The sequence below is a fragment of the Pedobacter chitinilyticus genome (assembly GCF_003313385.1).
Taxonomy (GTDB): domain Bacteria; phylum Bacteroidota; class Bacteroidia; order Sphingobacteriales; family Sphingobacteriaceae; genus Pedobacter; species Pedobacter chitinilyticus.
In genome coordinates this window covers 1191901-1216751 of record NZ_QMHN01000001.1, presented here as the reverse complement: position 1 = coordinate 1216751, position 24851 = coordinate 1191901, and the positions used below count along the sequence as shown (strand labels likewise).

The 24851-nt window shown below is 37.8% G+C and carries 19 protein-coding genes; 13 read left to right on the top strand and 6 right to left on the bottom strand.

Annotation, left to right across the window (positions count from 1 at the left end; genetic code table 11):
* The first annotated feature begins 30 nt into the window (after positions 1-30).
* On the top strand, positions 31-792 hold the full coding sequence (locus DUT70_RS05115) for a DeoR/GlpR family DNA-binding transcription regulator (protein ID WP_113646577.1): 762 nt from the start codon (positions 31-33) through the stop codon (positions 790-792).
* Here the strand turns inward: DUT70_RS05115 and DUT70_RS21305 are convergent, their stop codons facing one another.
* Complete coding sequence (locus DUT70_RS21305; RefSeq protein WP_113646187.1) at positions 793-975, bottom strand: hypothetical protein; 183 nt, start codon at positions 973-975, stop codon at positions 793-795.
* A 196-nt stretch (positions 976-1171) separates the two neighbouring features.
* Here DUT70_RS21305 and DUT70_RS05105 point away from each other — a divergent pair, with 196 nt between their 5' ends.
* The 9 genes from DUT70_RS05105 to DUT70_RS05065 all read left to right on the top strand — a co-directional run bounded on the left by DUT70_RS05105 (position 1172) and on the right by DUT70_RS05065 (position 14627).
* Positions 1172-4483 carry a SusC/RagA family TonB-linked outer membrane protein gene (locus tag DUT70_RS05105; RefSeq protein ID WP_240432027.1) on the top strand — a complete coding sequence of 1104 codons (3312 nt, stop codon included), beginning with the start codon at positions 1172-1174 and terminating at the stop codon, positions 4481-4483.
* Positions 4484-4494: 11 nt separating this feature from the next.
* Complete coding sequence (locus DUT70_RS05100; protein ID WP_113646186.1) at positions 4495-6099, top strand: SusD/RagB family nutrient-binding outer membrane lipoprotein; 1605 nt, start codon at positions 4495-4497, stop codon at positions 6097-6099.
* A gap of 33 nt (positions 6100-6132) precedes the next feature.
* The gene (locus tag DUT70_RS05095; RefSeq protein WP_113646185.1) at positions 6133-7674 is read left to right on the top strand and encodes a DUF5689 domain-containing protein; all 1542 of its coding nucleotides are present in this window, start codon (positions 6133-6135) and stop codon (positions 7672-7674) included.
* Positions 7675-7741: 67 nt separating this feature from the next.
* Positions 7742-8311 (top strand): hypothetical protein, encoded by a 570-nt coding sequence (locus tag DUT70_RS05090; protein WP_113646184.1) that lies wholly within the window; start codon positions 7742-7744, stop codon positions 8309-8311.
* Between the two features lie 28 nt (positions 8312-8339).
* A complete protein-coding gene (locus DUT70_RS05085) occupies positions 8340-10082 on the top strand; it encodes a hypothetical protein (RefSeq protein WP_113646183.1) in 1743 nt (580 codons plus the stop codon).
* Positions 10083-10167: 85 nt separating this feature from the next.
* The gene (locus DUT70_RS05080) at positions 10168-11583 is read left to right on the top strand and encodes a calcineurin-like phosphoesterase C-terminal domain-containing protein (protein ID WP_113646182.1); all 1416 of its coding nucleotides are present in this window, start codon (positions 10168-10170) and stop codon (positions 11581-11583) included.
* Between the two features lie 25 nt (positions 11584-11608).
* The gene (locus DUT70_RS05075; RefSeq protein WP_113646181.1) at positions 11609-12511 is read left to right on the top strand and encodes a glycerophosphodiester phosphodiesterase family protein; all 903 of its coding nucleotides are present in this window, start codon (positions 11609-11611) and stop codon (positions 12509-12511) included.
* Positions 12512-12558: 47 nt separating this feature from the next.
* Complete coding sequence (gene pgtP / locus DUT70_RS05070; RefSeq protein WP_113646180.1) at positions 12559-13926, top strand: phosphoglycerate transporter protein PgtP; 1368 nt, start codon at positions 12559-12561, stop codon at positions 13924-13926.
* A gap of 11 nt (positions 13927-13937) precedes the next feature.
* A complete protein-coding gene (locus tag DUT70_RS05065) occupies positions 13938-14627 on the top strand; it encodes a GDSL-type esterase/lipase family protein (protein ID WP_113646575.1) in 690 nt (229 codons plus the stop codon).
* An 82-nt stretch (positions 14628-14709) separates the two neighbouring features.
* Here the strand turns inward: DUT70_RS05065 and DUT70_RS05060 are convergent, their stop codons facing one another.
* Together DUT70_RS05060 and DUT70_RS05055 are read right to left on the bottom strand one after the other, a co-directional pair.
* Positions 14710-15126: a hypothetical protein gene (locus DUT70_RS05060; RefSeq protein WP_113646179.1), complete on the bottom strand. Its 417-nt coding sequence runs from the start codon at positions 15124-15126 to the stop codon at positions 14710-14712.
* Between the two features lie 80 nt (positions 15127-15206).
* Entirely contained in the window at positions 15207-15983 is a 777-nt protein-coding gene (locus DUT70_RS05055) for an XRE family transcriptional regulator (RefSeq protein ID WP_113646178.1), read from the bottom strand.
* Positions 15984-16117: 134 nt separating this feature from the next.
* Here DUT70_RS05055 and DUT70_RS05050 point away from each other — a divergent pair, with 134 nt between their 5' ends.
* A complete protein-coding gene (locus DUT70_RS05050; RefSeq protein WP_113646177.1) occupies positions 16118-16462 on the top strand; it encodes a GIY-YIG nuclease family protein in 345 nt (114 codons plus the stop codon).
* Between the two features lie 64 nt (positions 16463-16526).
* Here DUT70_RS05050 and DUT70_RS05045 read toward each other — a convergent pair whose 3' ends face one another.
* Positions 16527-19649 (bottom strand): basic secretory protein-like protein, encoded by a 3123-nt coding sequence (locus DUT70_RS05045; RefSeq protein ID WP_240432026.1) that lies wholly within the window; start codon positions 19647-19649, stop codon positions 16527-16529.
* 59 nt (positions 19650-19708) lie between these two features.
* Positions 19709-22159 (bottom strand): penicillin-binding protein 1A, encoded by a 2451-nt coding sequence (locus tag DUT70_RS05040; RefSeq protein ID WP_113646176.1) that lies wholly within the window; start codon positions 22157-22159, stop codon positions 19709-19711.
* Positions 22160-22310: 151 nt separating this feature from the next.
* Between DUT70_RS05040 and DUT70_RS05035 the strand changes: the two genes are divergently transcribed.
* Complete coding sequence (locus tag DUT70_RS05035) at positions 22311-23198, top strand: polyphosphate kinase 2 family protein (protein ID WP_113646175.1); 888 nt, start codon at positions 22311-22313, stop codon at positions 23196-23198.
* Between the two features lie 4 nt (positions 23199-23202).
* Here the strand turns inward: DUT70_RS05035 and DUT70_RS05030 are convergent, their stop codons facing one another.
* Positions 23203-24108, bottom strand: coding sequence for a LysR family transcriptional regulator (locus DUT70_RS05030; protein WP_113646174.1), 906 nt, complete (start codon positions 24106-24108; stop codon positions 23203-23205).
* Between the two features lie 93 nt (positions 24109-24201).
* Here DUT70_RS05030 and DUT70_RS05025 point away from each other — a divergent pair, with 93 nt between their 5' ends.
* Complete coding sequence (locus tag DUT70_RS05025) at positions 24202-24816, top strand: NAD(P)H-dependent oxidoreductase (protein WP_113646173.1); 615 nt, start codon at positions 24202-24204, stop codon at positions 24814-24816.
* Positions 24817-24851: the final 35 nt, after the last annotated feature.

Here is a 24851-nt window from a genome sequence, read left to right as displayed (position 1 = left end):
AACTTGCGATTAAATGTAAACGCTATGAGCATGACGCTGGCCGAAAGGCACCAATTTATACTTAATCGTATTCAGCAAGATCAATATATAAATGTTGTAGAACTCTGTAAAGAGCTAAAAGTATCTTCAGTTACTATTCGTAAAGATTTAAAATTATTGGAAGATAAAAATCTTCTTTTCAGAACACATGGTGGCGCAACCTTGAATAATCCTTATGCGGTTGATCGTCCAGTGAACGAGAAGGAGAAGATGCAGTCGAACGAGAAAAACAAAATAGGTATTGCTGCGACTAAGTTATTGAAAGAGAATGATTCTATTGTGGTTGCTTCGGGTACTACCTTATTGTATTTCGCTAAAAATATTCCTGCAGGCCTTAATATAACAGTAGTAACTTCCTCCTTAAATATATCTATTGAATTTTTACGAAATCCAGAAGTGGAAGTGATCCAGTTGGGCGGCTTGCTAAGAAAGAGCTCTTCTTCTGTAATGGGAGCTTATGCAGAACAGGTTTTGCAAGATTTCTACTTTAGTACTTTGTTTTTGGGTGTAGATGGTATTGATTTGGAGCATGGTTTTACAACCACCAATGCTATGGAAGCACATCTGAATAGGCAAATGATCAAGGTTTCTCAAAAAGTAGTCGTGTTGGCCGATTCAACTAAGTTTGGTAAAAGAGGGTTTGGTAAAATATGTGGTTTTGAAGATGTGGATCATATTATTACCGATAGGGGTATTTCTCAACAGATGATCAATCATTTAGAAGGCTTAGGTATTACAGTTACCATGGTTTAGCTATCTAAATCTCCATAAAATAAGAGCGCAATAGAAATATTGCGCTTTTTTATTTTGTTTTCGAATTGTTTCTTGTTTTTCTTTCATTTTGTGTTTTTGGTTTTGACTAAGCCTTTGTTCATTCATTTGTTGCTGTTTTAGTAGTGTAATCCGAGTAATTTTCAAATTGTTTTGAGAAATCATTATTTTTCTTTAGTTTCAATTTGTTTTTATTTATTGTTTATTATTCTATATTTGAATCAAATAATACAAATTGTAATTGCGAATTGTTTCAAATAGGTTAATGCTTAGTTAATATATAATTAACAAAAGCAGCCTAGTTTTGCGGCAATCGGGAAATTATAATTGAAACTAGTAAATAACCCGATATAAATTAATTATGAACAAAACAATTACTCAAAAGGCTCGCATGTGCCTACATGCCGCGGAATGCGAAAGCAAACCGCAGTCACAGCTTTCTGTAATCGGTATTTTGAAGAAGCAGTATCGAAATGTAAGTAGCGTTACATTTCTACTTGTTTTGCTTTTTCAATTTTTACTGTTACAAAATGTAGTGGCACAAACTTCTTCACAAAACATTACGGTAAAAGGTACTATAGTTGATGCTGGCGACAATACTGGTATACCAGGCGTTAGCATTACCGATAACACAAAGAAGGTGCTTGGATTAACGGATAGCAGAGGTGATTTCAGTATTACCATTGCTAAGGGTACTACCGTTAATTTTACCATGATTGGTTATGCCGCTGTGAGCAGAACTTTTGCTAATGCGCAAACAGGTGTTTCTATTAGTATGAAATCTTCTACTAATGAATTGAATACAGTAGTGGTTACGGCTCTTGGTATTAAGCGTGAAGAGAAAGCTTTAGGGTATGCGGTTACTACAGTTGATAGCACCCAAATTACAAATGCAATTGCAAGTAACTGGACAGATGCGCTTTCAGGTAAGGTTGCTGGTCTAAATTTAGTTCGTAATAGTGGACCAGCAGCATCTAATAAAATTATATTAAGGGGAGAGAACAACTTAACGGGCGATAATGAAGCTTTGATTGTAATTGATGGCGTGGTAGCTTCAAGTAGCTCTAGAAGAACTGCGGCTACAGGCGGAGGTGCTTACGGTACAGGTGGTGATATTATGCCGGTGGATTTTGGCAGTGGCTTGAATGATTTGAATTCTGAAGATATAGAGAGTGTTACGGTGTTAAAGGGACCAGCGGCTTCTGCTCTTTATGGTCAGAGAGGGGCTAATGGAGCAATTATTATAACTACTAAATCGGCTACTAAAAATAGAAAAACTGTTGGTATTACGCTTACTTCAAATAGCGCTTGGGAGCAAGTTAACCGTAAACCAGATAGACAGACCGAATTTGGCCAAGGTAACGATGGTGCGAACTTTTACCAATGGGGTACAGGTGCAACTAGTGCAGCTTATGGTCCACCTCTAGGAGTTGGATTGCAATTCTATCAGTATGATCCTACAACTAAAGCGCTTGGCACTAAACTTACTCCATTTGTGGCTTACGAAGATCCTATAGATGCCTTTTTTGTGACGGGATTTGAGCAGACAAACTCCATTACTTTAGATGGTACCTATAAGAAAGTGGGTTTGCGTTTAACCGCAAGTCATGGTGAGAATGAATGGATCGTACCAAATACTGGTCTAGAGCGTACTTCTGTAGCTTTAAATGCCAATGCGAATATTACAAAAAAACTTAGTATAAATATCAAAGCGCAATACAGTAATAGGCATGCGGATAATTTGCCTACTACTGGTTTCGGAAATCAATCCTTAATGTACTGGTTTGCTTTCTCGCAACCTAATATTAATACTGATTGGTATAGGGATTACTGGGCGCCAGGTAAAGAGTTTGAACAGTTTTCAAATTTAACTACTTCATTTCCTGAAGGACCTTATGCCATTTCGGAACAGTATTTAAATGGCCAGCGCCGTAATGGATTTCTAGGTAACATACAGGCAACCTATAGGTTCACAAAAGATTTAAGCTTGATGGTTAGAGCTTCAGGAGATTTAAATAAGGATATAAGGGAAACCAAGCGACCTTTCGATGCTAATGGAACAGGTTGGGCTCAGGGAGCTTATCGTGTAAATAATATTCGTTCTTATGAAATAAGTGCTGATTTTATGGTTAAATATGATAAAAAAATTAACAAAGATTTTCATGTTAACGCCAGCGTTGGTGGTAGTCAAATGCGTAACCAATATGATAGACTGGAGGTGCGTGCTGATGGGTTGTTAGTTCCTAATGTTTATAGATTGGATAATAACAGAAATCCTTTGGTTTACGTACCAGATACCGCTAGATATCGGATTAACAGTTTTTACGCAGCCTTATCTTTTTCATATAAAAACTATTTGTATCTAGATTTAACTGCTCGTCAAGATTGGAACAGTACCTTGGCTACTATTACGAGAACAGATAATGTGGGTTTCTTTTACCCTTCGGCTAGTTTAGCTTTTGTGGCTTCAGATTATTGGAAGCTGCCAAAGTTTGTAAACCTTGCAAAGTTTAGAGCTTCCATTGCTCAGGTTGGTAGTGGCAGCACTATACCTTATCGCACAGAGTATAATTACCTCATTGCTTCAAACGGTATTTATCCAGGGAATGCGCTAACAAATCCAACCATTCTGCCTAACCCAAATCTTAAACCGCTAATTACTACTACTGTAGAATTAGGTTTGGATTTGAAAATGTTTAAAAATCGATTAAATCTTGATTTTGCAGTTTACTCAGGCAATACAAAAAATCAAATACTTAATCGAATTATTGACAGATCTACTGGATATACAATAGGTGTATTTAATGTTGGGCGTGTAGATAATAAAGGAATTGAGATTGCATTGAATGGTACACCAGTAAAAACTAAAAATTTTAGTTGGACGGTTAACGGTACCTTCACTGCGAATCGTAATAAAATCAAAGAATTGGCCGATAGTGCGGTAGTGTTACGTACTGGTGGCTTCAGTAACGGAGGCCAGATAGTTGCTCAAGTGGGAGGTAGTATGGGCGATTTGTATGGTACTGGCTTTTTGCGTTCACCGGATGGGCAAGTCGTATTTGATGAGGGTACAGGGGCTCCAAGAATAGATAATAATGTTAAATATTTGGGCAATACTATGCCATTGTTCAGGTATAGTTTTGGTACAGGTATAACTTATAAGCAATTTGGTATGAATGTACTATTTGATGCTCAAGTAGGAGCTGTGGGGCACTCTATGACCATTACTCAATTAGTAAGATTTGGAAAATCTACGCTTACTTTACCAGGCAGAAATAATGGTATTTTGGGGAAAGGAGTTTTGGAAAACAAGGATGCTTCAGGTAAATATCTAGGAACCTACCGTCCGAATGATGTAATAGCTACTGATGTACAGAATTATTATGAAGTGATAGGTTATAATCAGGCTGAAGGAAGTGTCTATAGCACAGATTATTTGAAATTTAGGGAGGCTAACATTACTTATACATTTAATAAGAAATTTTTGCAAAGAATTGGCTTTACTAAGATGACGCTTAGTGCCTATGGTCGTAACCTATTTATATGGTCACCTTGGCCAGGTTTCGATCCTGAATTTGGTACGTTGTCTGGATCTGATATTCAGCAAGGTTTTGAGGTTGGGCAGTTGCCATCAACTAGGAATTTTGGTTTACGTTTAGTTGTGGGCATTTAATAATTAAGGTGATGAAAATAAATAGAAAAAATATTATATATATACTTTTAGCCTCTTTCGGTCTGTCAACTTTCTCATGTACGAAAGATTTTAATGAAGTTAATACAGACCCATTAGGTAAACCTACGGCTACTCCCGAACAGCTTTTGGCACCAACACTGGTGAACTTGATGTCGACAAATATGTTGCGTAATCGTAATTTTAATAACGAATTAATGCAGGTGACTGTTGAAGTGAGCCAGTCTGAAGGTAGAGTGTTTAGATACGACGTTAGACGCACGCAGGCAGACAATACTTGGAATGGTTGGTATGTTAATTTAACCAACATAAAAGACATTTATGACATTGCAAGTAAGCCGGAGACCCTTAACGAATCCTATCAAGGTATTTCACTTATAGTTCAAGCGTGGGTGTATTCGTTATTGACCGATACTTATGGTGATGTTCCTTACACACAAGCTAATGACGGAAAAAATAACCTGCAGCCGGCTTTTGATAAACAGAAAGATATTTATGCGGATTTATTTAAAAAATTGGAGCAAGCCAATGATCTACTTAAAACTGGAAAGGCAATTGCACCTCAAAGTGATCCCGTTTATAAAGGAGATGTTGCAAAGTGGCGTAAGTTAGGAAATTCTCTATATCTAAGATTGTTATTGCGTGTTTCTGGCAAGGCCGAAGCTGCTACAGCTGCTGTGGCTAAAATGAAGGAAATCATCGATATCAATCCAGCAAACTATCCAGTCATTACAAATAACGATCAAAGTACTACCAATCCAAATGGTGATAATGGCAGGTTGTTATGGACTGGTTCAAATTCTGCAGCGGCATTATATACCTCACCTTTTATGGCCAGTATACGTCCTAATGACTTTAGAGCTATAGGTTTATGCGATTTCTTTTTAGGTAAACTGATGAGCTGGGGACATCCTTGCGTAATAAATATGGGAGCACCTTCTTATACATCGCGCTGGAGTATTGACGGTGTTGAAGGTATTCCAAGTGGTTATGTGCCAAATGCGATTACAAGTATACTAGCACATTTTAATGCTGATGATGATGTAGATGGTACTGGTACCTCACCTCGTAAAAAATCATACAATCTACAAAGAGATGCCTATACTGGTATTATCATGAATGTAGCCGAGCTAAGCTTTATAAAGGCTGAAGCGGCGGCAAAAGGTTGGATTAATGGCGATGCAGGCAATTTTTATTACAAAGGTATAGCTGATGCTATTAATTATTGGAGACCAAATTTTGTGACCAGTACATCCGACGCCAATTTCATTAATTATTTAACTGTAAATAATTTATTGTGGAATCCCGCATTGCCGTTAGATGATGCTACTTATGGCAATAATAGTAAAATGGAAATGATACATCTGCAGAAATACTATGCTATGTTTTTGGTCGATTTTCAACAATGGTTTGAATATAGACGTACAGGGCATCCTCAACTACCAAAAGGAGCTGGTTTGGTGAATGGAGGTAGAATGCCTGCTAGGTTGTTTTATCCTACAATTACTCAGTCAACTAATCCTACCAATTACAAGAATGCTATAGCTGCACAAGGCGCCGACGATATTAATACTTTAGTATGGTGGCAAAAGCCATAGTTTTTCACATCATTAAATATTAAAAAAATTGTAATGAAAAATCTTAAAAAATATATAGTTGCACTTGCTGCGTTGGCAACAATCTGGTCTAGTTGTAAGAGGGATGATAAAATTAATATCATAGAAGGTACACCTAGTCCTTATATCGCAAATTTAGATTTACGAAGAATATACAGGGGAAGTGATGTGACGTTAACCAAGGAGGCTACCCGTGAAGCAATTTATCTGAGAGGCCAGGTCATTTCCGATCATTCGGCTGGTAATTTACCTCAAGGCTTGCTATTTGTACAGAATGCAAAGAACTTAGGAGGTAGTGTTGATTCGCTAAGAGGAATTGCTATAAATATTGGCGCTGCTGCTGCCAATTATATCCCTGGTGATTCTATTCATGTAAATATAGAGGGAGGGGTTCTTAAGCGTGTGAATGGGATCCTGCAAATTACAGGTTTAACGGCGGCCAAAATTGAAAAAAAGGCATCTGGGGTAAATTTAAGAGTAGTTCAGGTTTCAACTTCAAATCTTAAATCTAATCCGGAACGATTTGAAAGCTGTTTGGCGTTAATATATAACTGTAATTTTGAACCTAATATTGGAATTGAGACTGTGGAGGGTGTGAAGATATTTAATGAAGGCTCTGGGGATATGCAGATGAACGTAAGTTCTAATGCAAACTTTAAAAATGAATTTTTACCATATTCAGCAATAATAAAGGGTTTAATTATCCCATCTTCTTCAGGTGTTCAACAAATTTACCCACGCTTTAAGGCCGATTTTACCCCAACCAGCCTTACAGTTGACCCCAACATACCGCTGGGTCCAAATCCTGTTATTATTACTGGCTTTTTTGCTGATCCAACTAGTACAGACGCTAATTTCGAATACATACAGTTAATGGCAACTCAAGATCTCGACTTTAGGCAAAAGAACTTTAGTTTAATTACTACCAATAATGCTGGAGCTTCTACGCCAACTGGTTTTCCTGTTAATGGTTGGGTTACAGGTGATTTGAGGACATATAAGTTTAATATTACCAGAGGTACTGTGGCAAAGGGAACTTTCTTTTATGTTGGCGGGAATAAAGTAATTAATGGAAACGGCTCTACTGATATTAGCAATGCTAATTGGGTAGTTAGCAAGCAATATGCCAACTTGGATGGTGATGATGGCATAGGAACTAAGACTTCAAACTTGTTAGCTAACACTGGTAACGCAGGTGGAATCGCTGTTTTCGCAACTACAAATGTTAATCTGAACACTATTCCTTCTGATGTTGTTTTTTATGCTGGAGGTGGTAGTTTGTTTGGTGATGGTGTTGGTTATGCCATATGCGATAACGATCGATATAAGAGGTATAACGGTGCTGTTTTTCAACCTTTTTACGGACAGGGAACTAATACTACAAGTAATAAAGTGGGGGCAAATCCAGGGGTGAATAGTTTTAGTTGTTTGGGAGGTGTTTATGATGCTACTGCAAAAAAATGGGTAGGCTCACTACGTGTAGATAAGCCTGTACTTACGCCTAAAACTTTGGCCGATATTGAAGGAAGGGCCGATGTAACAAAGGTTATCAATTAAAGAATATGGCTAATACATTGTATTAGCCATATTTTTATTATACTATTCCTAGAAGATAATTTGAATCATGAAGAAAATATTTTTAGCCATTATTGTTCTAATGGTTTCGGCTACTGCTTTTGCCCAAAAAGGTAGAATCTATGATAAATTCCCAGAAGATTTTGAAATGCCAGATACTTCTGCTAAAGCCAAATACAAGAAAGCGGATGTTCAACTGAAAACAGGTAGCTGGACTTTTGATCAAGCAATTTTAGGTGCTGTTGAAAATCGTGATCGTTTCAATGGAAAGCAATCGGTACGTATGCACCAAAACAAGGAAAACTCTGGTTACCTGCAAATGAATTTTGATTTACCAAAAGGCGCTTCTAGAGTAACCTTCATGTATGGAGTTTACTACAAGGACAGCCCTAGTGTAATCAAGTTGGAGTATTCGACTGATAAAGGACAGACATGGAAGCAGGTGGGAAATGATATTACTGATGCAAATGCTAAGCAAAAAACAGCTGACTTTGTGATGGATATCAAAGAACCTGTACGTTTTAGAATTACTAAGTTAAGTATCGAGGCTGCAAAAAAGGAGTCTGGAGTAAGGGATGGTAGGTTGAGTGTTGATGATTTCACCGTTTTTCAAAACTAAAATATAAATCATTTAGAAGCTTATCATAATGAAAAAACTTTTACTCACGTTGCTATTTTTTAGTGCCTTTTTTAAGGCAGATGCCCAGTTTGGTCAACTGCTAGGTTGGCAATTAAGCAATCCAGCTCCAACACAGCCAGCTGGCCCCAGCAATGCTATTTATAAGGCTTTGGGGATGGAAAGCTCAACCTTGGATAGGGGGGCTGGTCTTTTGCCTGCAACATTAGCTAGATCTTTTTCGAGCACTTCAGCCTCTTATTCGGCTGGTAATAACCCTACGGTAAGAAACGCTAATGAGTATTATCAATTTACCGCACAGGCAGAAGCTGGTCGCACCATGTCGCTTTCTGGTATTGGAGCCAGATTGAGGAGGACTGGCGGTGGTCCTAATACTTATCGTTGGGCCTATAGTATCAATGATGGGGCTTTTGTGGATATTGGAGCTGATGTCTCTTTTGGAGATACGAACACGGCAGGTGTGCTGCAGCCAATAATTAACCTAACTTCAATCCCCGAACTTCAAAATCTAAGTTCTTCCACTAAGGTTACCTTCCGTTTGTATGGCTGGGGTTTTTCGACTAGTACAGGGACATTTGCTTTTGGACAATATGCCGCAACAGATCTTACACATTTTTTAGCTTTGTATGGTGAATTAAACGGATCAGCTAACTTACTTGGTTGGGATATGAATGTTGCAGCTGCGGGAGGAGCTACGACTGGTGGCGAAGCAACCATAGTGGCTACGAATGTAAACTCAAATTTAAACGCCTCAACATTAGTTAGAAATGGTTTTGGTAACGGAAGCTTGCCAAGAGGCGTTAGTGCTATTGGTACCGTTGGTAGTACTAAAGTAGATGGGGAATATTTCGAATTTGATGTTACTCCAAATGTTTCGAATAAATATTTAACGCTATCAACTATTGATGCACGTTTAAGAAGAACTTCAGGGGGTGCTACTACCTATATTTGGTCTTACAGTAAAGATAACGGTACATTTGTTGATATCGGTACTCCGATAACATTGTTGGTATCTGATGAAGGTTATGCACAAGCTTCCATAGACTTGTCGGCCGTTGCTGATTTGAAAAACATACCAAGTGCTACTGCGATTAAGTTTAGGTTGCACGCTTGGGGTTTCACTACTACAACAGGAACTTTTGCAATAGGAAGATTTGCTGCAGATCAAAATTTGTACAGTTTGCAATTGAGAGGGCAAATTACCGATCAGCCCTTGCCTGTAAAATTGACTTCATTCACTGCAAAAGCAAACAAACAAGGAACCGTAAACCTAGCTTGGACAACAGCTTCAGAACAAAATAACTCTCATTTTGGTATCACACGCTCTGTTAATGGTGAAAAATTTGAAAAGGTAGGAGAGGTTAAAGGAAATAACAATTCAGATGTACTTAGGAACTATAGTTATACCGATGTTAATCCAATCATTGGTGCAAACTACTATCGTTTAACGCAGGTAGATTATGACGGAAAATCCTCGTTCTCTAATATTGCGGTAGCTAAAGTAGGTTTGGACAGCGACAATCTAACCGTAGCTGTTGCAGCGGACAGAACTTCTATTGAGGTAGCTTATCATACAGCCACTAACGGGAAAGCACTTTTTGCCATCTATAGTATTACAGGTGCCAAGGTAACAACGATTGAAAAAACAGTAAGTGTGGGGAATAATCAAATTCATATTCCTATCAATTTAAGTAAGTCGCTACATATCATCAAGGTTTCGCAAGCTGGTGCAAGCGTGTCCGCAAAGTTTTAATAAGCCAATTTATATAGGACAGAAGGTGAATGAGTTCCTTCTGATCTTTTTTTAGTTTTAACATACACTACAATCCTAAATATCAATGAATCGTAGAATATTCTTGGAACGATTTGGATTACTGGCCACTGGAATGGTGGTGAGCTTAAAATCCAATGCATTTAACAACCTTAGCCATGGCGGCAGTATCAACGGAACTGTAACCGATGGAAAGAAACCTATTGCAGACGTGGTGTTGTCCGATGGATTTGCTGTCGTGAAAACGGATGCTAACGGACGTTACACTATTCATCTCAACGATAAATCAGAGTTTTTATTCCTGAGTACGCCTTCTGGTTATGATTTTAAAACTGATGTAGGCAGTGTTAACAGACAATATGAAAACTTGGGAGCTCGTAATGAGATCAATTTTAAGTTAACCAAACTTAAGCAAAGTGATGATAGACACCATTTTATCATTTGGGCTGATCCACAGGTTAAAAATAAAAAAGATGTTGCCCAGATGATGGAGACCTCTGTGCCAGATGTAAAGCGCTTGCTAAAAGAAATAGGACCCAAAGAACTAGTTCATGGCATAGGAGTAGGCGATTTAGTTTGGGATAATCTTCCTCTTTTTGATGATTACAATAAAGCAGTGGAGCAAATGGGTATTCCATTTTTCCAATGTTTAGGTAATCACGATATGGATTATCGCCAAGGTGGAGATGAAACTTCCGACAGAACCTTTAAAAAATACTACGGCCCAACTTACTACTCTTTCAATAGAGGCAAAGCGCATTACATTGTGTTGGATGATGTAAGGTATTTGGGCGAAGAAAGGAAATATGATGGTTTTATCACCGAAGAGCAATTAGCTTGGATGGAAAAAGACCTTCAGCATGTTCCTAAGGATAATTTAGTGATCATCAATGCACATATTCCAATCCACAACAGTGTTAAAAATAATGAAGCATTTTATCAAATTCTTAAAAGCTTTACCAATGTGCATGTAATGTCTGGTCATACCCATTACAATCGCAACGTTATTCGCGACGGCGTATTTGAGCATAACCATGGAGCTGTTTGCGGGGCTTGGTGGACTGGACCGATTTGTAGTGATGGAGCTCCCAGAGGTTATGGTGTTTACGAAGTGACTGGTAAGCAATTGAAATGGTATTATAAAGGGACTGGATTGGACAGAAAGCACCAATTAACTGTCGATATTGAGCCTTTAACGGGCAACAATCGTATCATTGCCAACGTATGGAACCATGACCCTGAGTGGAAAGTGGAATGCTTTTTAGATGGTGTATTAACCCCAATGGAGATGATGAAAGGTTTTGACCCTGAATCAGTAAGGTTGTATTTAGGTGATAAGTTACCTGCCAGTAGACCTTTTGCAGAACCAACAAGAACCGAGCATCTCTTCATGACACATTGCGGCTCTTCCGTGAAAACCGTAAAAATTGTAGCGACAGACCGTTTTGGAGAACAGTTTACCGTAGAAAAAAAGTTATCTTAAACCTCAAAATAAAAGACCTATTCCAATGAATAAAATAGTTTTCCCTTTAGGCGTTTTATTTGCAGCCTTTAGTGCCTGCTCCGCACAAAAAACACCAAATGCTAAGAAAATGGAATTCCCTAATTTTAGTGCCGAAGCCCATCGTGGAGGCAGAGGCTTAGTGCCAGAAAATACCATTTTGGCAATGAAAGATGCCATGAGCTATCCTGCCGTAACCACGTTGGAAATGGATACTCACATTACTAAAGATGGTAAAGTAGTGGTAACCCATGATGATTATCTAAGCCCTGGTTTTATGCTCACGCCAGATGGAAAAGAAATTCCAGCGTCAGATGCTAAAAAATACAACGTTTTCCAAATGGATTATAGTCAGTTGAAAACTTTTGATATCGGGACTAAATTCCATAAGGATTTTCCTCAACAAAAGAAGGTGAAAACCTACATCCCTCTTTTGGCAGATTTGATCGATAGTGTTCAACATGAGATTAAAGTCAAGGGCAAAAAGCAATATTTCTATAATATTGAAACAAAATGTAGTGCCAAAGGCGATGGTGTAACCAATCCAGAACCAGCAGTTTTTGTAAAACTATTAATGGAAGTGATTAAATCTAAAAAGATCGAGCAATACGTGGTGATTCAGTCTTTTGATAAGCGAACCATCCAAATTCTTAACAGGGAATATCCTCATATCAAAACTTCTTTTTTAGTAGCAAATAAGAAAACATATGCAGAAAATATTGCCGATTTAGGCTTCAAGCCTTTTATCATAAGCCCTAATTCAAAAATGGTGGATGCGGAATTTGTAAAAAGCGCTCATGCTGATGGTGTAAAAGTAATTCCTTGGACCGTTAACAGTGCCGAAGAGATCACTCAACTAAAATCACTCGGAATCGATGGCGTGATCACAGACTATACCAATTTATTATAACTTCTAAATCAACGCTCTCTACTAACCAACTTAACCACTAACCAACAATGGGATTTAGAATATTTCCAAAACCAGCGGCGCATCAACCGCTATTACCCGATGATAAAGTAAAGTCGATATACAGTAAAGAAAGAATCAAGGTTTTTATTGGCATTTTCGTAGGTTACGCAGCTTATTATTTTGTTCGAAAGAATTTTTCTTTTGCCATTCCCGATCTTCAATTGGGGGAAAATGGTGGCTTTAGTAAAAAGGAGCTTGGTTTTGCCTTTTCTGCGCTGTCAATAGCCTATGGTTTTAGTAAATTTTTAATGGGCAATATTTCCGATAGAAGTGATGCTCGATATTTTCTATCTATCGGACTGGTGCTATCTGCTTTTACGATGATTTTTATGGGGCTTGTGCCTTTTGCAACATCATCTATAGCATTAATGTTCGGTTTGCTGTTTATTAACGGTTGGGTGCAAGGTATGGGCTGGCCTCCATGTGGTAGGGTCGTGGCACATTGGTATTCTATTAGAGAAAGAGGTACCGCAATGTCTATTTGGAATTTAGCACATAATGTGGGCGGCTTTTTGGTAGGGCCACTAACCGTTTTAGCTTTCGAGTTGTTTGCAGATTGGCATGCCAAACTTTACTTTCCAGGATTGGTTGCCATTATATTTGCTTTAGTGGCTTTTTTATTCGTTAGAGATACGCCGCAATCTGTCGGTTTACCTGCAATAGAGGAATACAATAACGATTACCCTAAAAGTTACGATGCCAAGACACAAGAAAAAGAGTTTTCGGCCAAAGAAATTTTCTTCAAATATGTATTCAATAACAGATTGCTTTGGTTTATAGCCATAGCCAATGCTTTTGTTTATTTAGTGAGGAATGGAATTATCAACTGGGCACCAACTTTTTTACAAGAGGCGAAAAACTACACGCAAGCTGAAGCGGCTTGGGCGTCTGGAGGTTATGAGCTTGCGGCTATTCCAGGTACGTTGCTATGTGGGATTATGAGCGATAAATTGTTTAAGGGAAGAAGGGCGCCAGTAACCATCATTTATATGTTTTTTACCTTGCTAGGGGTAATTGTTTACTGGAAAACTTCAAATCATCATTTGTTGCAAAATCTTTCTCTTTGGGCAATTGGTTTCTTTATTTATGGTCCAGTAATGCTGATTGGTGTACAAGCTATAGACTTAGTACCTAAAAAAGCGGCAGGTACAGCAGCAGGTTTAACTGGATTGTTTGGTTATTTTATTGGAGATTTATTGGCAAATGCAGCCTTGGGTGGCTTAGTAGATAGCTACGGATGGGATGCTTGTTTTATCACTATTGCTATTTCTAGTATTTTAGCAATCTTCTTCACGGCATTCACTTGGAATAGAGAGAAGAAAAATTTAGCCAATCTTACATCTTTGTCTCATTAATGAAAATGTTTATGACTATAAAAAATAGATTTTTTGTTCTCGTTGTTTTAAGCGCTTTACTATGGTTTAATAACGCAAATGCGCAAACCCTTAGTTACGATACCACCTACCGTCCGGGTAAGTACAAAGAATTGGTACAGAAGTTTAATGAAGAGCCCATTGCTAAAAAGGATTATATCTTTTTAGGAAACAGCATCACTGCTGGAACCGATTGGAGTAAGTTGCTCAACTTGCCTCAAGCAAAAAACAGAGGCATATCTGGCGACATTACTTTTGGCGTATTGGAACGTTTGCAGGAAGTGATCGACAGAAAACCAGCAAAGGTGTTTATCCTGATTGGAATTAACGATATTTCGCGGAATATTCCTGATAGTTTAATCTTAAGGAATTATAAAAAGATGATTCAACGTATTAGAGAGGGGTCTAAGAAAACGCAGATTTATTTTTATACGATGTTGCCTGTAAATGCTTCTTTCGAAAAGTTTAAGAACCATTATGGTAAGGATGAACATATCCTTTACTTAAATGATGAAATCAGGAAGTTGGCAGCAAAAAATGTAACCATTATCGATCTTTATCCTCATTTTTTAGATGAACAAAAAAGATTAAAAGCTGAATTGACTAAGGATGGTTTGCATTTAATTCCTGCTGGTTACCAGGTTTGGGCCGAGGTTTTAAATAAGGGTGGTTATTTGAAGTAGTTTTTCATATACCTGTCATTCTGAGCGTAGCGAAGAATCTTTTAGACGAATCCTTCTGGTCTCAGAATGACAGGTTTGATTTTTAATTGCTTTCTGTTTTTGGAGCTTTATGAGGTCTGCCTTTTCTTTCTTTAAGGCGTTCTTTCATTTTGCCTTTCATTTCTTCCCTCGAAGCAGCCAGTTTTGTTTTTTGTTCTGGAGTTAGTACCGCATCAATTTTAGCTTGATGTGCTTTCATGTCCGCTTTTCTTTCTTCAAATTTCGCTTTCATTGCCGCTTCATCTTTTTGGCGCAAAGCATCGTGCTCTTTAAATCTATCCAGTTCTATTTGCTTGATTTTAGATTTCTGTTCATCATTCAAGCTTAGTTTCTGTTGCATGGCAGTTGCCGCTTTTTCTGCTCTCTCTTCGGCAGTACCTCTACTCTTTGTTGGTCTTTGTGCATAGCTTGTTGCAAAACCTAGTGCAACAAATGCTACCGTATACAATAATTTTCTCATCTCAATTTTAATTAAGTTTCATTTTACTATTGAGATGTAATGACAGGCTATTGGTTTAAATAGTCTGCTGTTAAAAAATGTTAATTCTTATTTAATTGAGAAATAGATTTTTGCATTTGCGCCATCATGGTAGATAAGGTTTCAATGGTTGGCTCTGGTGTTGGATCAGGCAGGGCAGTAGAAAAATATGCTTTTGCTTTCCATATTTCTAGAATATCTTCCGCAGGAATTGCATAGGGATCATACACCTTATTGTCTGAAATCAATTTCAGTTCTCTGTCTTCCTTGAATTTATTTCCAGCACGTTTGTAAACTACGCCTTCATTTTTGCTAATGATGACATAAGTATCGCCAATTTTGATGTCGTTCCAATTTTCCAGGTATTCGCCAATAATAATACTGCCTGACTGTATAGGAAGCATCGAATCGCCTTTGATTTCGAAAGCTCTGTAAGTACCCTGTTTAAGAGAAGGAATAGGAAGTTGGAATCTTGGTAGTTCTTGAATATATTGAGGATCAGAAAAACCATTCAAATAACCAGCGCTAGCTTTAACAGGAACCAGTTCGATATTTTCATTATCATCTTTGTCTACTGAAATGCTCAATACTCTTAAGTTAGAGCCTTGGCTTTTTGGCTTGGGTTTCCAGTTGTCGTTTATCTTTTCGTTGATGAATTCATCGATCGTTAACTCGAAGTATTCTGCTATTTTTTTTAGTAAATCATATTTTGGCTCGGCCCTGTCTTCTTCGTAAGCACCTATCAAAGATCGCTTAATTTCCATGTTATCAGCAAATTGTTGCTGTGTTAAGCCGTTTTTCTTTCTTAAGTATTTAAGGTTAGCTGAAATGTTAGACATATAAAAATAATTTAAAATAAATTTGTTTTTACTAAAATTGTTAGTATTATTGTGCCAATAAAATTAGTAATTATAATTTGTATCGCCAAATTTTATCTAATATAATTAGTTTTTAACCCTTAGTTGTAGCAATTATGAAAAAGATCGTTTATATCGTTACCGACAGAAACAGAACCACTTTACATGTAGGTATGAGTGCCGATTTGATGAAGACCCTTGATTTTTACAAGAAAATGCCAAACCTCTTCTTTGATAGTGCGCAACAACTTACCCGCTTGGTGTATTTTGAAGAATTTAGAACCGAGGAACAGGCTTTAAGTAGATTTAAAATGGTGAGCAGATTTACCAGAGCTCAAAAAGAAAGGCTGGTACGTTCTTGTAATCCAGATTGGATTGATTTAACTGCTGGTTTGGATTTTGAGAGCATGTATATGCATCAGAAAATTAATAATCAATCTTTATTGCCTTTTACGGTATAAAACAAAAGGAGTACTAATCAGCTTAGTACTCCTTATATATGATCTTTATTTCTTTATTTTGATTCTACCAACCAGGGGCAAAGGTTAAACCAAACACACCACCTTTGATATCTTTGCGAGTGAAAGGGAAGGCGTAATAAGGTTCTAATATCATTGCTCCAAGCACGTTAACCCTTACGGATATACCAGCACTTAAAGCAGGAACACGTTCATAAGGTTGTCCATCTGGCAATAGTAAATTGCTAGGTTGGCTTTTAAATACCACTTTAGAATCTTCTGTCCAAGCCACGCCTGCATCAAAAAAGAGGTTAAGATCAGTAAACAAGAATCCAGAAGGAATTTGCGCCAATTTTTTTGGACCCGTAAAAGGTAACCTCAATTCTAGGTTAAATACCGCCAGCTTACTTCCTGAAAGCTGATTGATATCGAAATTACTACTATTTAGGCTTTGGTTGTTATAAAATGAATTAGGCTCATAACCTCTAATTAGGTAGTTATAACCAGCATATAGTGGATAAAGGTTTTCACCATCTCTACCTATACGCATGTAAGTATAACCACGTACTGCAAGCGTAACTGGTTTAAAGCGAAAGTACTTCCTTAAATCTGCGGTTACCGCAACAAAGTTGTAATCACCAAAATATTTTTCTGCACCAACTCTATATCTAAAACCATCTAATGGAGCAGTAACCCCAAAAATGGAATTGTCACCTACAAAATAGGCATTGGTTTGAAATATATTAAATGACTTTAGTGGAGTTCCTAAGTAGCTTGTAATTTCATCTTTATCTAGCTTTTCTCTATCAGAGCCAGCGTAACCTAAAATTTGACTCTCATCGTCACTTAGTTGATAATAATTATTAAAACGATCAACGCGATAACTGTATCTAGATACCGCACCACCCAATTCAAACCTGTGTACTTTGTTAAATGGATAGGCCGCAAAAAGTTGAAGCTGATCTTCAAAAGTTCTTAAGATATTGGTTCTCTCAACTAAATAGGGGGTAGCTGTTGGACTTTCTCTGGTAATGTCTCTAGTAAAGAAACCTGTAATGTAAGGAATGTGCGATACTGAACCTCCCCAATTAATCCTACTCGCTTGATTAATATAGGCCGCCATACCTCCAAAATCCTGAATTTCTCCGTTAATGGCTAAATTGGCAACAATTTGGTTTTGTCCTACGATGTCACTAAACATCCCCATGATACCACCTTGCATACCTGTACCAAAACGGCTGGTGCTTACGCCAATACCACCGCTGTTTGCTAAATAATCTAGCTTAAATTTTGGACGATAACGGATATTTTTTAACGAATCAAGATGGGTGCGCTCAAACCTGTTGAAATTGCCAAGGTTAGAGTTAACGATATTTACGCCGACGTTTTCTTTTGGAGGTAAAATAGCTGCATCAAAATTCACATCGTTGGCATTTGCATCTTTTGCCTTAAAATTACTGTAAGCCGAATTATAAAGTGTATAACGTTGGTAACGATAGTAGCTATAAATAATATCGTCGTTTCTAGACACGGTAATGGCAGGAGAAAACTCCGTAATTCCACTAATTCCAGTAAAATAGTCTGTAAGCTGCTTTAAATTGCTGTTTTCTAAATTGTACTCGTAAAGATTTCTGAAACCATCTCTGTTAGATAGGAAGAAGATACGTTTGCTATCGCCAGAGAACTGGGCGTTAAGGTTATTTGCTCCTGGAAACACAGGAACGTTGCTTAATGCTTTAGTAGCAATGTCGTAAATGGTTAAATTGATTGGATTTACCGCATTTTGATTTTTAGCTTGTAAAGCTGCACGGTCTGATGAGAAAACTATTTTAGTGCCATCAGGAGAATAACTAGGTGCATAATCGGAGTATTCGTCATCTGTGATTTGAGTAACTTGTTTCGTGTCTAAATTGTAAGAGAAGATGTCGCTTTGGCCTTCGACCATCCCAGAAAAAGCAATGTCTTTACCGTTTGGAGACCAAGTGAGGTTGCCAAATTGTTCAACCTTGTCCATTTTTTCTTTCATTAACACTTTGCCGTTCTCAATATTAATAATCATCAATTGATTTCGACCCTTGCTGAATATACTGAAGGCAAATTTCTTACTGTCTGGCGACCAAGCTCCAGCAGATTCCAAAAAGTTGAAATCGTCGATATGGGAATTGGATATTTGGCTACTCAATTTCCTAATGATTTTTCCAGTTTTAGCGTCGGCAAGGAATAAGTCAATTCCAAACAAATCCTTTTCAGAAAGGAAAGCTAAATGTTTTCCATCTGGACTTATGGCAGGAGCAACGTTCATATTGCCTGCATTTTTGTTGTCGATAATTTTAGCGCCCGAAATTCTGATTTGAGAACTATCTGGCCTTAACATTGGACGATAATGCTGCTCAATGGCATTTTTCCACAAACCAGATAAGGTTTTGTCATCGTACCCAAAAGTATATCTGATCCCATTCTCGTAGCCAAATCTGGCAGTTGCTTTAAATAGCGGAACAATAGTGGTATCGCCATAAAGAGAGCCTACAAAGGTCCAGAAAGCCTGACCATAACGGTAAGGGAAATATTTATTGGAATTAGTAAGATCTTTTAAGGAAGGAATATCTCTATTCAAAAGCGCATCACGCATCCACATGGAGGTAAAGGCATCCTTTTTGCCTACCGATAAATATTCGGCCATACCCTCAACCATCCAAAGTGGCGTTTGTCCAACGTTTTCCAATGGGATCGAATCTTTCTCTAGTAAAAGGTGGTATTGGAATGCGTGCACCAACTCGTGGCCCAAAACGTGTCTGGTTTGGCTTCCAAGTTCCATCATAGGCATAATCACCCTGTTTTTGAAAGCTTCTGTAACACCACCAGTTCCTATGCCAATTTCGCCTTGTAAGGCAGTGGTTTGCTGAAAGTCAGGATGGTTATTGTAAAGAATGATGGGATTTTTCTTTAAAAAGGTATCCCTGAAAATCTCTTGGTGCATTTTATACCAAGTTTCCGCATCCTGCGCGAATTTCTTTACCATCTTTTCATTTTTAAGATAGTAGTAGATTTCGAAATGCGGTGTTTCCATCACCTTAAATTTCTCGTTCTTGTATCGAACCTTATTTTGTCCGAAGTATTGCGCATTTGCAGTGACCACAAAGGTCAGCATGATAAATGCGATAAAGATAGATTGTTTTAAAAAATTGTTCATAAATGAATAATTTAAGGCTTTTGGCATTTTCGTGAGCGTATTTAAATTTAAGAAAAAGCTTATTGATTGTTATTCTTCTGCTCTTTTTCTTTCTCCTTTTGCTCTTTTCTTTGCTTTCTTTTTAATTCTCTTTCTTCTTTTCTGGTTAAAGGAACGGTAGCTACAGGTTCTTGCTTAGGTTGGTTTTCTGTAGGTTTTTTCTCTTCAACTTTAGGTTGTTCAATTTTTATAGGCTCTGGTTGGTCTATAACTGGAATATCTAATGCTGTCGAATCGACAGAAATTGAATCGGTTTGTACAGTATCAACCTGAATTCGAGGGCTAGGGCAATTGTACGTACGGGTAATTTCTACCTTGGCTTTAGGGAAAGGACCGTAAGTGTAGCCGCTGGTAGGGTCTTTATAAACCTTTTCCATAAACTTGGCGAAAATAGGAAGAGCAGTTCTAGAGCCTTCACCTTGTTCGCCATTTTTAAAGTGTGCAGTACGTTCATCGCAACCTACCCAAACACCGGTCACCAAATCTTTCGTGATGCCCATATACCAAGCGTCTACATAATCAGATGAAGTACCTGTTTTACCACCAATTTGGTTGTTTTTCTTGAATAAATCCCATTCCCATAGTGCTTGTGAAGTACCTCTAGGTTCTTCAATCCCGCCTCTAAACATGTAAAGCATTAACCAGGCAATTTCTTCACTCAACGCACGCTTAACCTTTGCTGTAAATTCTTCAATCACATTATCGTTTTGATCGGTAATTTTTTCAACTAGGATAGGGTCAACCTTGTTGCCTTCATTTAAGAAGGTGCCATAAGCTTTTACCATTTCATATACCGTAACATCATTAGAACCCAGACTTACTGAAGGAACCGACTCCAGATGGCTGTCGATACCGCATTCATGTGCCCATTTTACTACATTATCCCAACCTACTTTTTCAGTTACCTGTGCCGTAATGGTATTTACCGAGCGACCCATGGCCCAACGTAAGGACATTTCTTGATAACTGTAGCTCCAGTCGGCATTTTTAGGTTCCCAATATTTGGTTTCACCTTTATCCTGATAAGCAATGCGTACAGGTTTATCGGTGAACTTATCGCAAGGGCTCATGCCACTTTCCAGCGCCGCTAAATAAGCAAAAGGTTTAAAAGTGGAACCTGCTTGACGTTTGGCCTGATTAACATGGTCGTATTTGAAAAACTTATGGTCAATACCACCCACCCAAACTTTAATTTTTCCACTTCTAGGTTCCATGGTCATCATTCCAGTATTCAGAATTTTACCGTAGTATCTAATCGAATCCATGGTAGAAAACAACGTATCTCTGTCGCCTTTGTAAGAAAAGATCTTCATCTTTTTCTTTTTGTTGAAATAGGCTTCAACTGAATCGGGTTGATTAGGGAATTTCTTTTGCAACAATGCGTAAATAGGCAAGGATTTTTTAGCCCTGTCGGGATAATCTACTTTCTTGCGTTCACTATCTTCCCAAGGATCTTCATTTCCCCAAACGCTGTAAAATCTACGTTGTAGAATACGCATTTGATCTTTAACTGCTTCTTCGGCATAGCCTTGAAGTTTAGAATCGATGGTCGTATAAATTTTCAGTCCGTCTTCGTAAAGATTATAATTGTTCTCGTCACACCATTTCTCCAAATATTTATCTACGGCAGTTCTTAAATACGAATCATTTTCGCTACTCTCATCATCATTTCCTGCTTCAATACCTATTGGTGAAGTTTTGTATTTCTCAAGCGCTGTTTTAGGCAGATAATTGTATTTGCTCATTTGTGAAAGCACCACATTTCTTCGCTCTAAGGACTTCTCAGGATTTTTAATAGGATTGTAAGAAGTCGTTGCCTTTAACATTCCAACTAATAAAGCCGCTTGAGGTACGCTAAGTTGACTAGCTTCTTTATTGAAATAAATGCGTGAAGCGGTTTTAATGCCATAAGTATTGTTGCCAAATGATACCGTATTAAGGTACATGGTCAATATTTCGTCTTTACTGTAGTTGGATTCAAGTTTAATAGCGGTCATCCATTCCTTCAGTTTTGGAATAATGGTTCTTACTAGCGGAATGCGTTTAGCTAAACCCGAAGATTTGTTGTAGCGGGTTCTATAAAGATTCTTCGCTAATTGTTGGGTGATGGTACTGGCGCCACCTTCTTTACCCATACCCACTACGGCACGGCCCAATGCTTGGATATCGATACCATTGTGTTTGTAAAAACGCACGTCTTCGGTAGCTACCAGCGCATTCACTACGTTTTTAGAAATCTCATTGAAAGCTACTGGTGTGCGGTTTTCCTTAAAGTAACGACCAATCAGTTTTCCATCAGAAGTGTAGAGCTCTGAACCTACACGTTGAGAAGGTTTCTTAATGTCGGCATAAGAAGGAGAGTAGCCAAATAACCATAAAAAGTTGATTTGCAGCGCACAAAAGAAAAGGATGATAAAATATATAAAGATGATTAAATACCTGAGATATTTATTTTTGATTTCTTTAAACATGCTATAAAGATGATAAAAAACGTAAAAAAGTACTTGTTAAATAGTGTTAAAACAAACAATACAAATTAACGTATTTAATTTTCTTAATTTTAGTTCTATCTTTAAAAATATCCTTACAAACGCTTCTTTTTTGACTATTTAACTAATTATTATGACTGTTAAAACAAATACTGACAAGTATCTGGTGAAACCAGGCAAAAAAATAAAAATGGCTGACTTTGACACAGATTATAATGGACATCTGGATAAAGAGGTTGGTAAGAGCGAGTTGGATAGGGTAAAGGGAGAACTGGCCAAGTATCAGGAGGTTTTATATGCCGCTGATTCGCGGTCAGTACTGATTATCTTTCAAGCGATGGATGCAGCGGGTAAAGATGGTGTGATTGCACATGTGATGTCTGGATTAAATCCTCAAGGATGTCAAGTGTATAGTTTTAAAACGCCAAATGCAGAAGAATATGACCACGATTTTTTGTGGCGACATTATAAAGCACTGCCTGAAAGAGGCAGGATCGGCATCCACAACCGCTCACATTACGAAAATGTACTGGTTTGTAAAGTGCACCCTGAATATATCCTGTCTGAAAGATTGCCCAATTATACTTCGGTAGATAAAATAGATGAGGATTTTTGGAAGAATCGTTATGAAAGCATTCGAAATTTTGAAAGGCATTTGACCAACAACGGCGTAGTAATTTTGAAGTTCTTTTTACATGTTTCTAAAGATGAACAAAAAAAGCGTTTTTTGGATAGGATAGAAGATCCAGCCAAAAATTGGAAGTTTTCTTCTGGAGATATCAAGGAAAGGGCTTTGTGGGATGATTATATGAAAGCGTATGAAGAAGCTTTGAATGAAACTTCTACAGATGAAGCACCTTGGTATGTAATCCCAGCAGATAAAAAGTGGTATACAAGATTAGCGGTGAGTCAAATTATTGCTGAAAAGCTAGAAAGTCTGGATTTGCAATTTCCCAAACTGCCAAAAGCAGAAGTAGAAGCCTTGGCGGGTTATAAGGAACAATTGTTGAAAGAGAAGTAAAACCTTATTCAGTTTCCCATTTTTGCTTAAAGATATTTTCCAGCTGGTCAAGCTCATGGTGGTAAATGGTGTTTTTCCTTTTACCAAAGTAAAGCGTGTTTTCCAGTGGCTGTATTCCCCGCCAAACCATTTTCACTTTTTTATTTTCAATCGCTTCTTTGCAGAGGAAATCAGGAACGATAGAAAAACCGTTGGCATTGCTCAAACAACGTAGTATCGAACTAATGTTAGGCACAATATAATTTGGACGAAAATCGGGATGTTCGCCAAAATTCTTTAGCCAGAAGTTTTTAAGATGCTCCATGTCGCCTGCAGTGCTATACCACAGTTGTTGCTTTAAAAATTGTGTAGCTTCCTGAAATTTACCCTCCATTAGCCATTGTTGCAAGAAACCTATCTCGGTGTTTTTGCCTGCGACCAATACAATTCTTTCTTTAGAAAAGGCATCATACAACAGGTTTTTCTGATTGCCCTTTTGTGGGGTAATGATCAAATCTAACACCCCATTGTCTAAATCCTGTTGCATTTGTGGGTATTCACCAAATTTAATGATGACATTAAATGGGAGTTCTGGAATATGTTCTTCCAAGGTGTATTGAAAGGTCTCGAAGCACATGCCCACACTAATGGTGGCGCGGTCGGCTTGAGAGCGTTTATGGAAATGCTGCTCTGCTGTTTCTAGTTTCTTAATGGGGTCGATGATGAAATTATATAGGATTTTTCCTCTTTCGGTAGGCACCATTTTACGTGCAGCCCTATCAAATAATTTATAGCCTGTGTAAGCCTCTAGTGAATTAAGATGCAAACTTACGCCAGGTTGAGAAATATATAGTGCCTGTGCAGCAGCGGATAACGTACCTGTTTCGTATATCGCCTTAAAAGTTCTTAACCATTCCAGATTTAATTGCATATCTATAATTATTATGATATAAATATACAATTTAATTTATTTTAATTATATTAAAATACTTAAGACATTTGCATCAGTTTAAATACAATTGACATGCAAAAAATATTCATTATCAACGGAGGACAATATTTTGCTCACTCTGGCGGGAAATTCAATACTACTTTAACTCATTGGACCATAGATATTTTAAAATCGAATGGATATGAAGTGAGAACAACCAATATTAACGACACTTATGAGCCTGTGGTGGAAGTAGAAAATTTTAAATGGGCTGATGTGATCATTTATCATACCCCAATCTGGTGGTTTCAGGTACCTAATAAATTAAAGCACTATATCGACGAAGTGTTTACTGCGGGACACCAAAACGGGATTTATGCCAGCGACGGTCGTTCAAGAGCAACCCCTGAAATCAATTATGGCACTGGCGGATTGATGCACGGTAAAAAGTACATGGTTACCACTACTTGGAATGCGCCAGAAACTGCTTTTACTTTAGAAGGGGAATTTTTTGACCAAACTTCGGTAGACAAGGGAGTTTTATTTGGCTTTCATAAAATGAACCAATTTACTGGAATGACCCGAATTCCTGGGTTTCATTTCCATGATTTGGAGAAAAATGCCACTCCAGAAAGAATAGCGGACTATAAAGAAAAGTACGAACAACACTTAATGGAACAATTTAGTGCTGTCGAAGAATTAGGTTAAGCTTAGATTTAGCCACAGATGTATGGTCTAAATCC

Bases quoted from the DNA above. Each gene is read 5' to 3' on its own strand.
- DUT70_RS05115 (WP_113646577.1), top strand. From the start codon at position 31: ATGACGCTGGCCGAAAGGCACCAATTTATACTTAATCGTATTCAGCAA.
- DUT70_RS21305 (WP_113646187.1), bottom strand. From the start codon at position 975: ATGATTTCTCAAAACAATTTGAAAATTACTCGGATTACACTACTAAAA.
- DUT70_RS05105 (WP_240432027.1), top strand. From the start codon at position 1,172: ATGAACAAAACAATTACTCAAAAGGCTCGCATGTGCCTACATGCCGCG.
- DUT70_RS05100 (WP_113646186.1), top strand. From the start codon at position 4,495: ATGAAAATAAATAGAAAAAATATTATATATATACTTTTAGCCTCTTTC.
- DUT70_RS05095 (WP_113646185.1), top strand. From the start codon at position 6,133: ATGAAAAATCTTAAAAAATATATAGTTGCACTTGCTGCGTTGGCAACA.
- DUT70_RS05090 (WP_113646184.1), top strand. From the start codon at position 7,742: ATGAAGAAAATATTTTTAGCCATTATTGTTCTAATGGTTTCGGCTACT.
- DUT70_RS05085 (WP_113646183.1), top strand. From the start codon at position 8,340: ATGAAAAAACTTTTACTCACGTTGCTATTTTTTAGTGCCTTTTTTAAG.
- DUT70_RS05080 (WP_113646182.1), top strand. From the start codon at position 10,168: ATGAATCGTAGAATATTCTTGGAACGATTTGGATTACTGGCCACTGGA.
- DUT70_RS05075 (WP_113646181.1), top strand. From the start codon at position 11,609: ATGAATAAAATAGTTTTCCCTTTAGGCGTTTTATTTGCAGCCTTTAGT.
- pgtP (WP_113646180.1), top strand. From the start codon at position 12,559: ATGGGATTTAGAATATTTCCAAAACCAGCGGCGCATCAACCGCTATTA.
- DUT70_RS05065 (WP_113646575.1), top strand. From the start codon at position 13,938: ATGACTATAAAAAATAGATTTTTTGTTCTCGTTGTTTTAAGCGCTTTA.
- DUT70_RS05060 (WP_113646179.1), bottom strand. From the start codon at position 15,126: ATGAGAAAATTATTGTATACGGTAGCATTTGTTGCACTAGGTTTTGCA.
- DUT70_RS05055 (WP_113646178.1), bottom strand. From the start codon at position 15,983: ATGTCTAACATTTCAGCTAACCTTAAATACTTAAGAAAGAAAAACGGC.
- DUT70_RS05050 (WP_113646177.1), top strand. From the start codon at position 16,118: ATGAAAAAGATCGTTTATATCGTTACCGACAGAAACAGAACCACTTTA.
- DUT70_RS05045 (WP_240432026.1), bottom strand. From the start codon at position 19,649: ATGAACAATTTTTTAAAACAATCTATCTTTATCGCATTTATCATGCTG.
- DUT70_RS05040 (WP_113646176.1), bottom strand. From the start codon at position 22,159: ATGTTTAAAGAAATCAAAAATAAATATCTCAGGTATTTAATCATCTTT.
- DUT70_RS05035 (WP_113646175.1), top strand. From the start codon at position 22,311: ATGACTGTTAAAACAAATACTGACAAGTATCTGGTGAAACCAGGCAAA.
- DUT70_RS05030 (WP_113646174.1), bottom strand. From the start codon at position 24,108: ATGCAATTAAATCTGGAATGGTTAAGAACTTTTAAGGCGATATACGAA.
- DUT70_RS05025 (WP_113646173.1), top strand. From the start codon at position 24,202: ATGCAAAAAATATTCATTATCAACGGAGGACAATATTTTGCTCACTCT.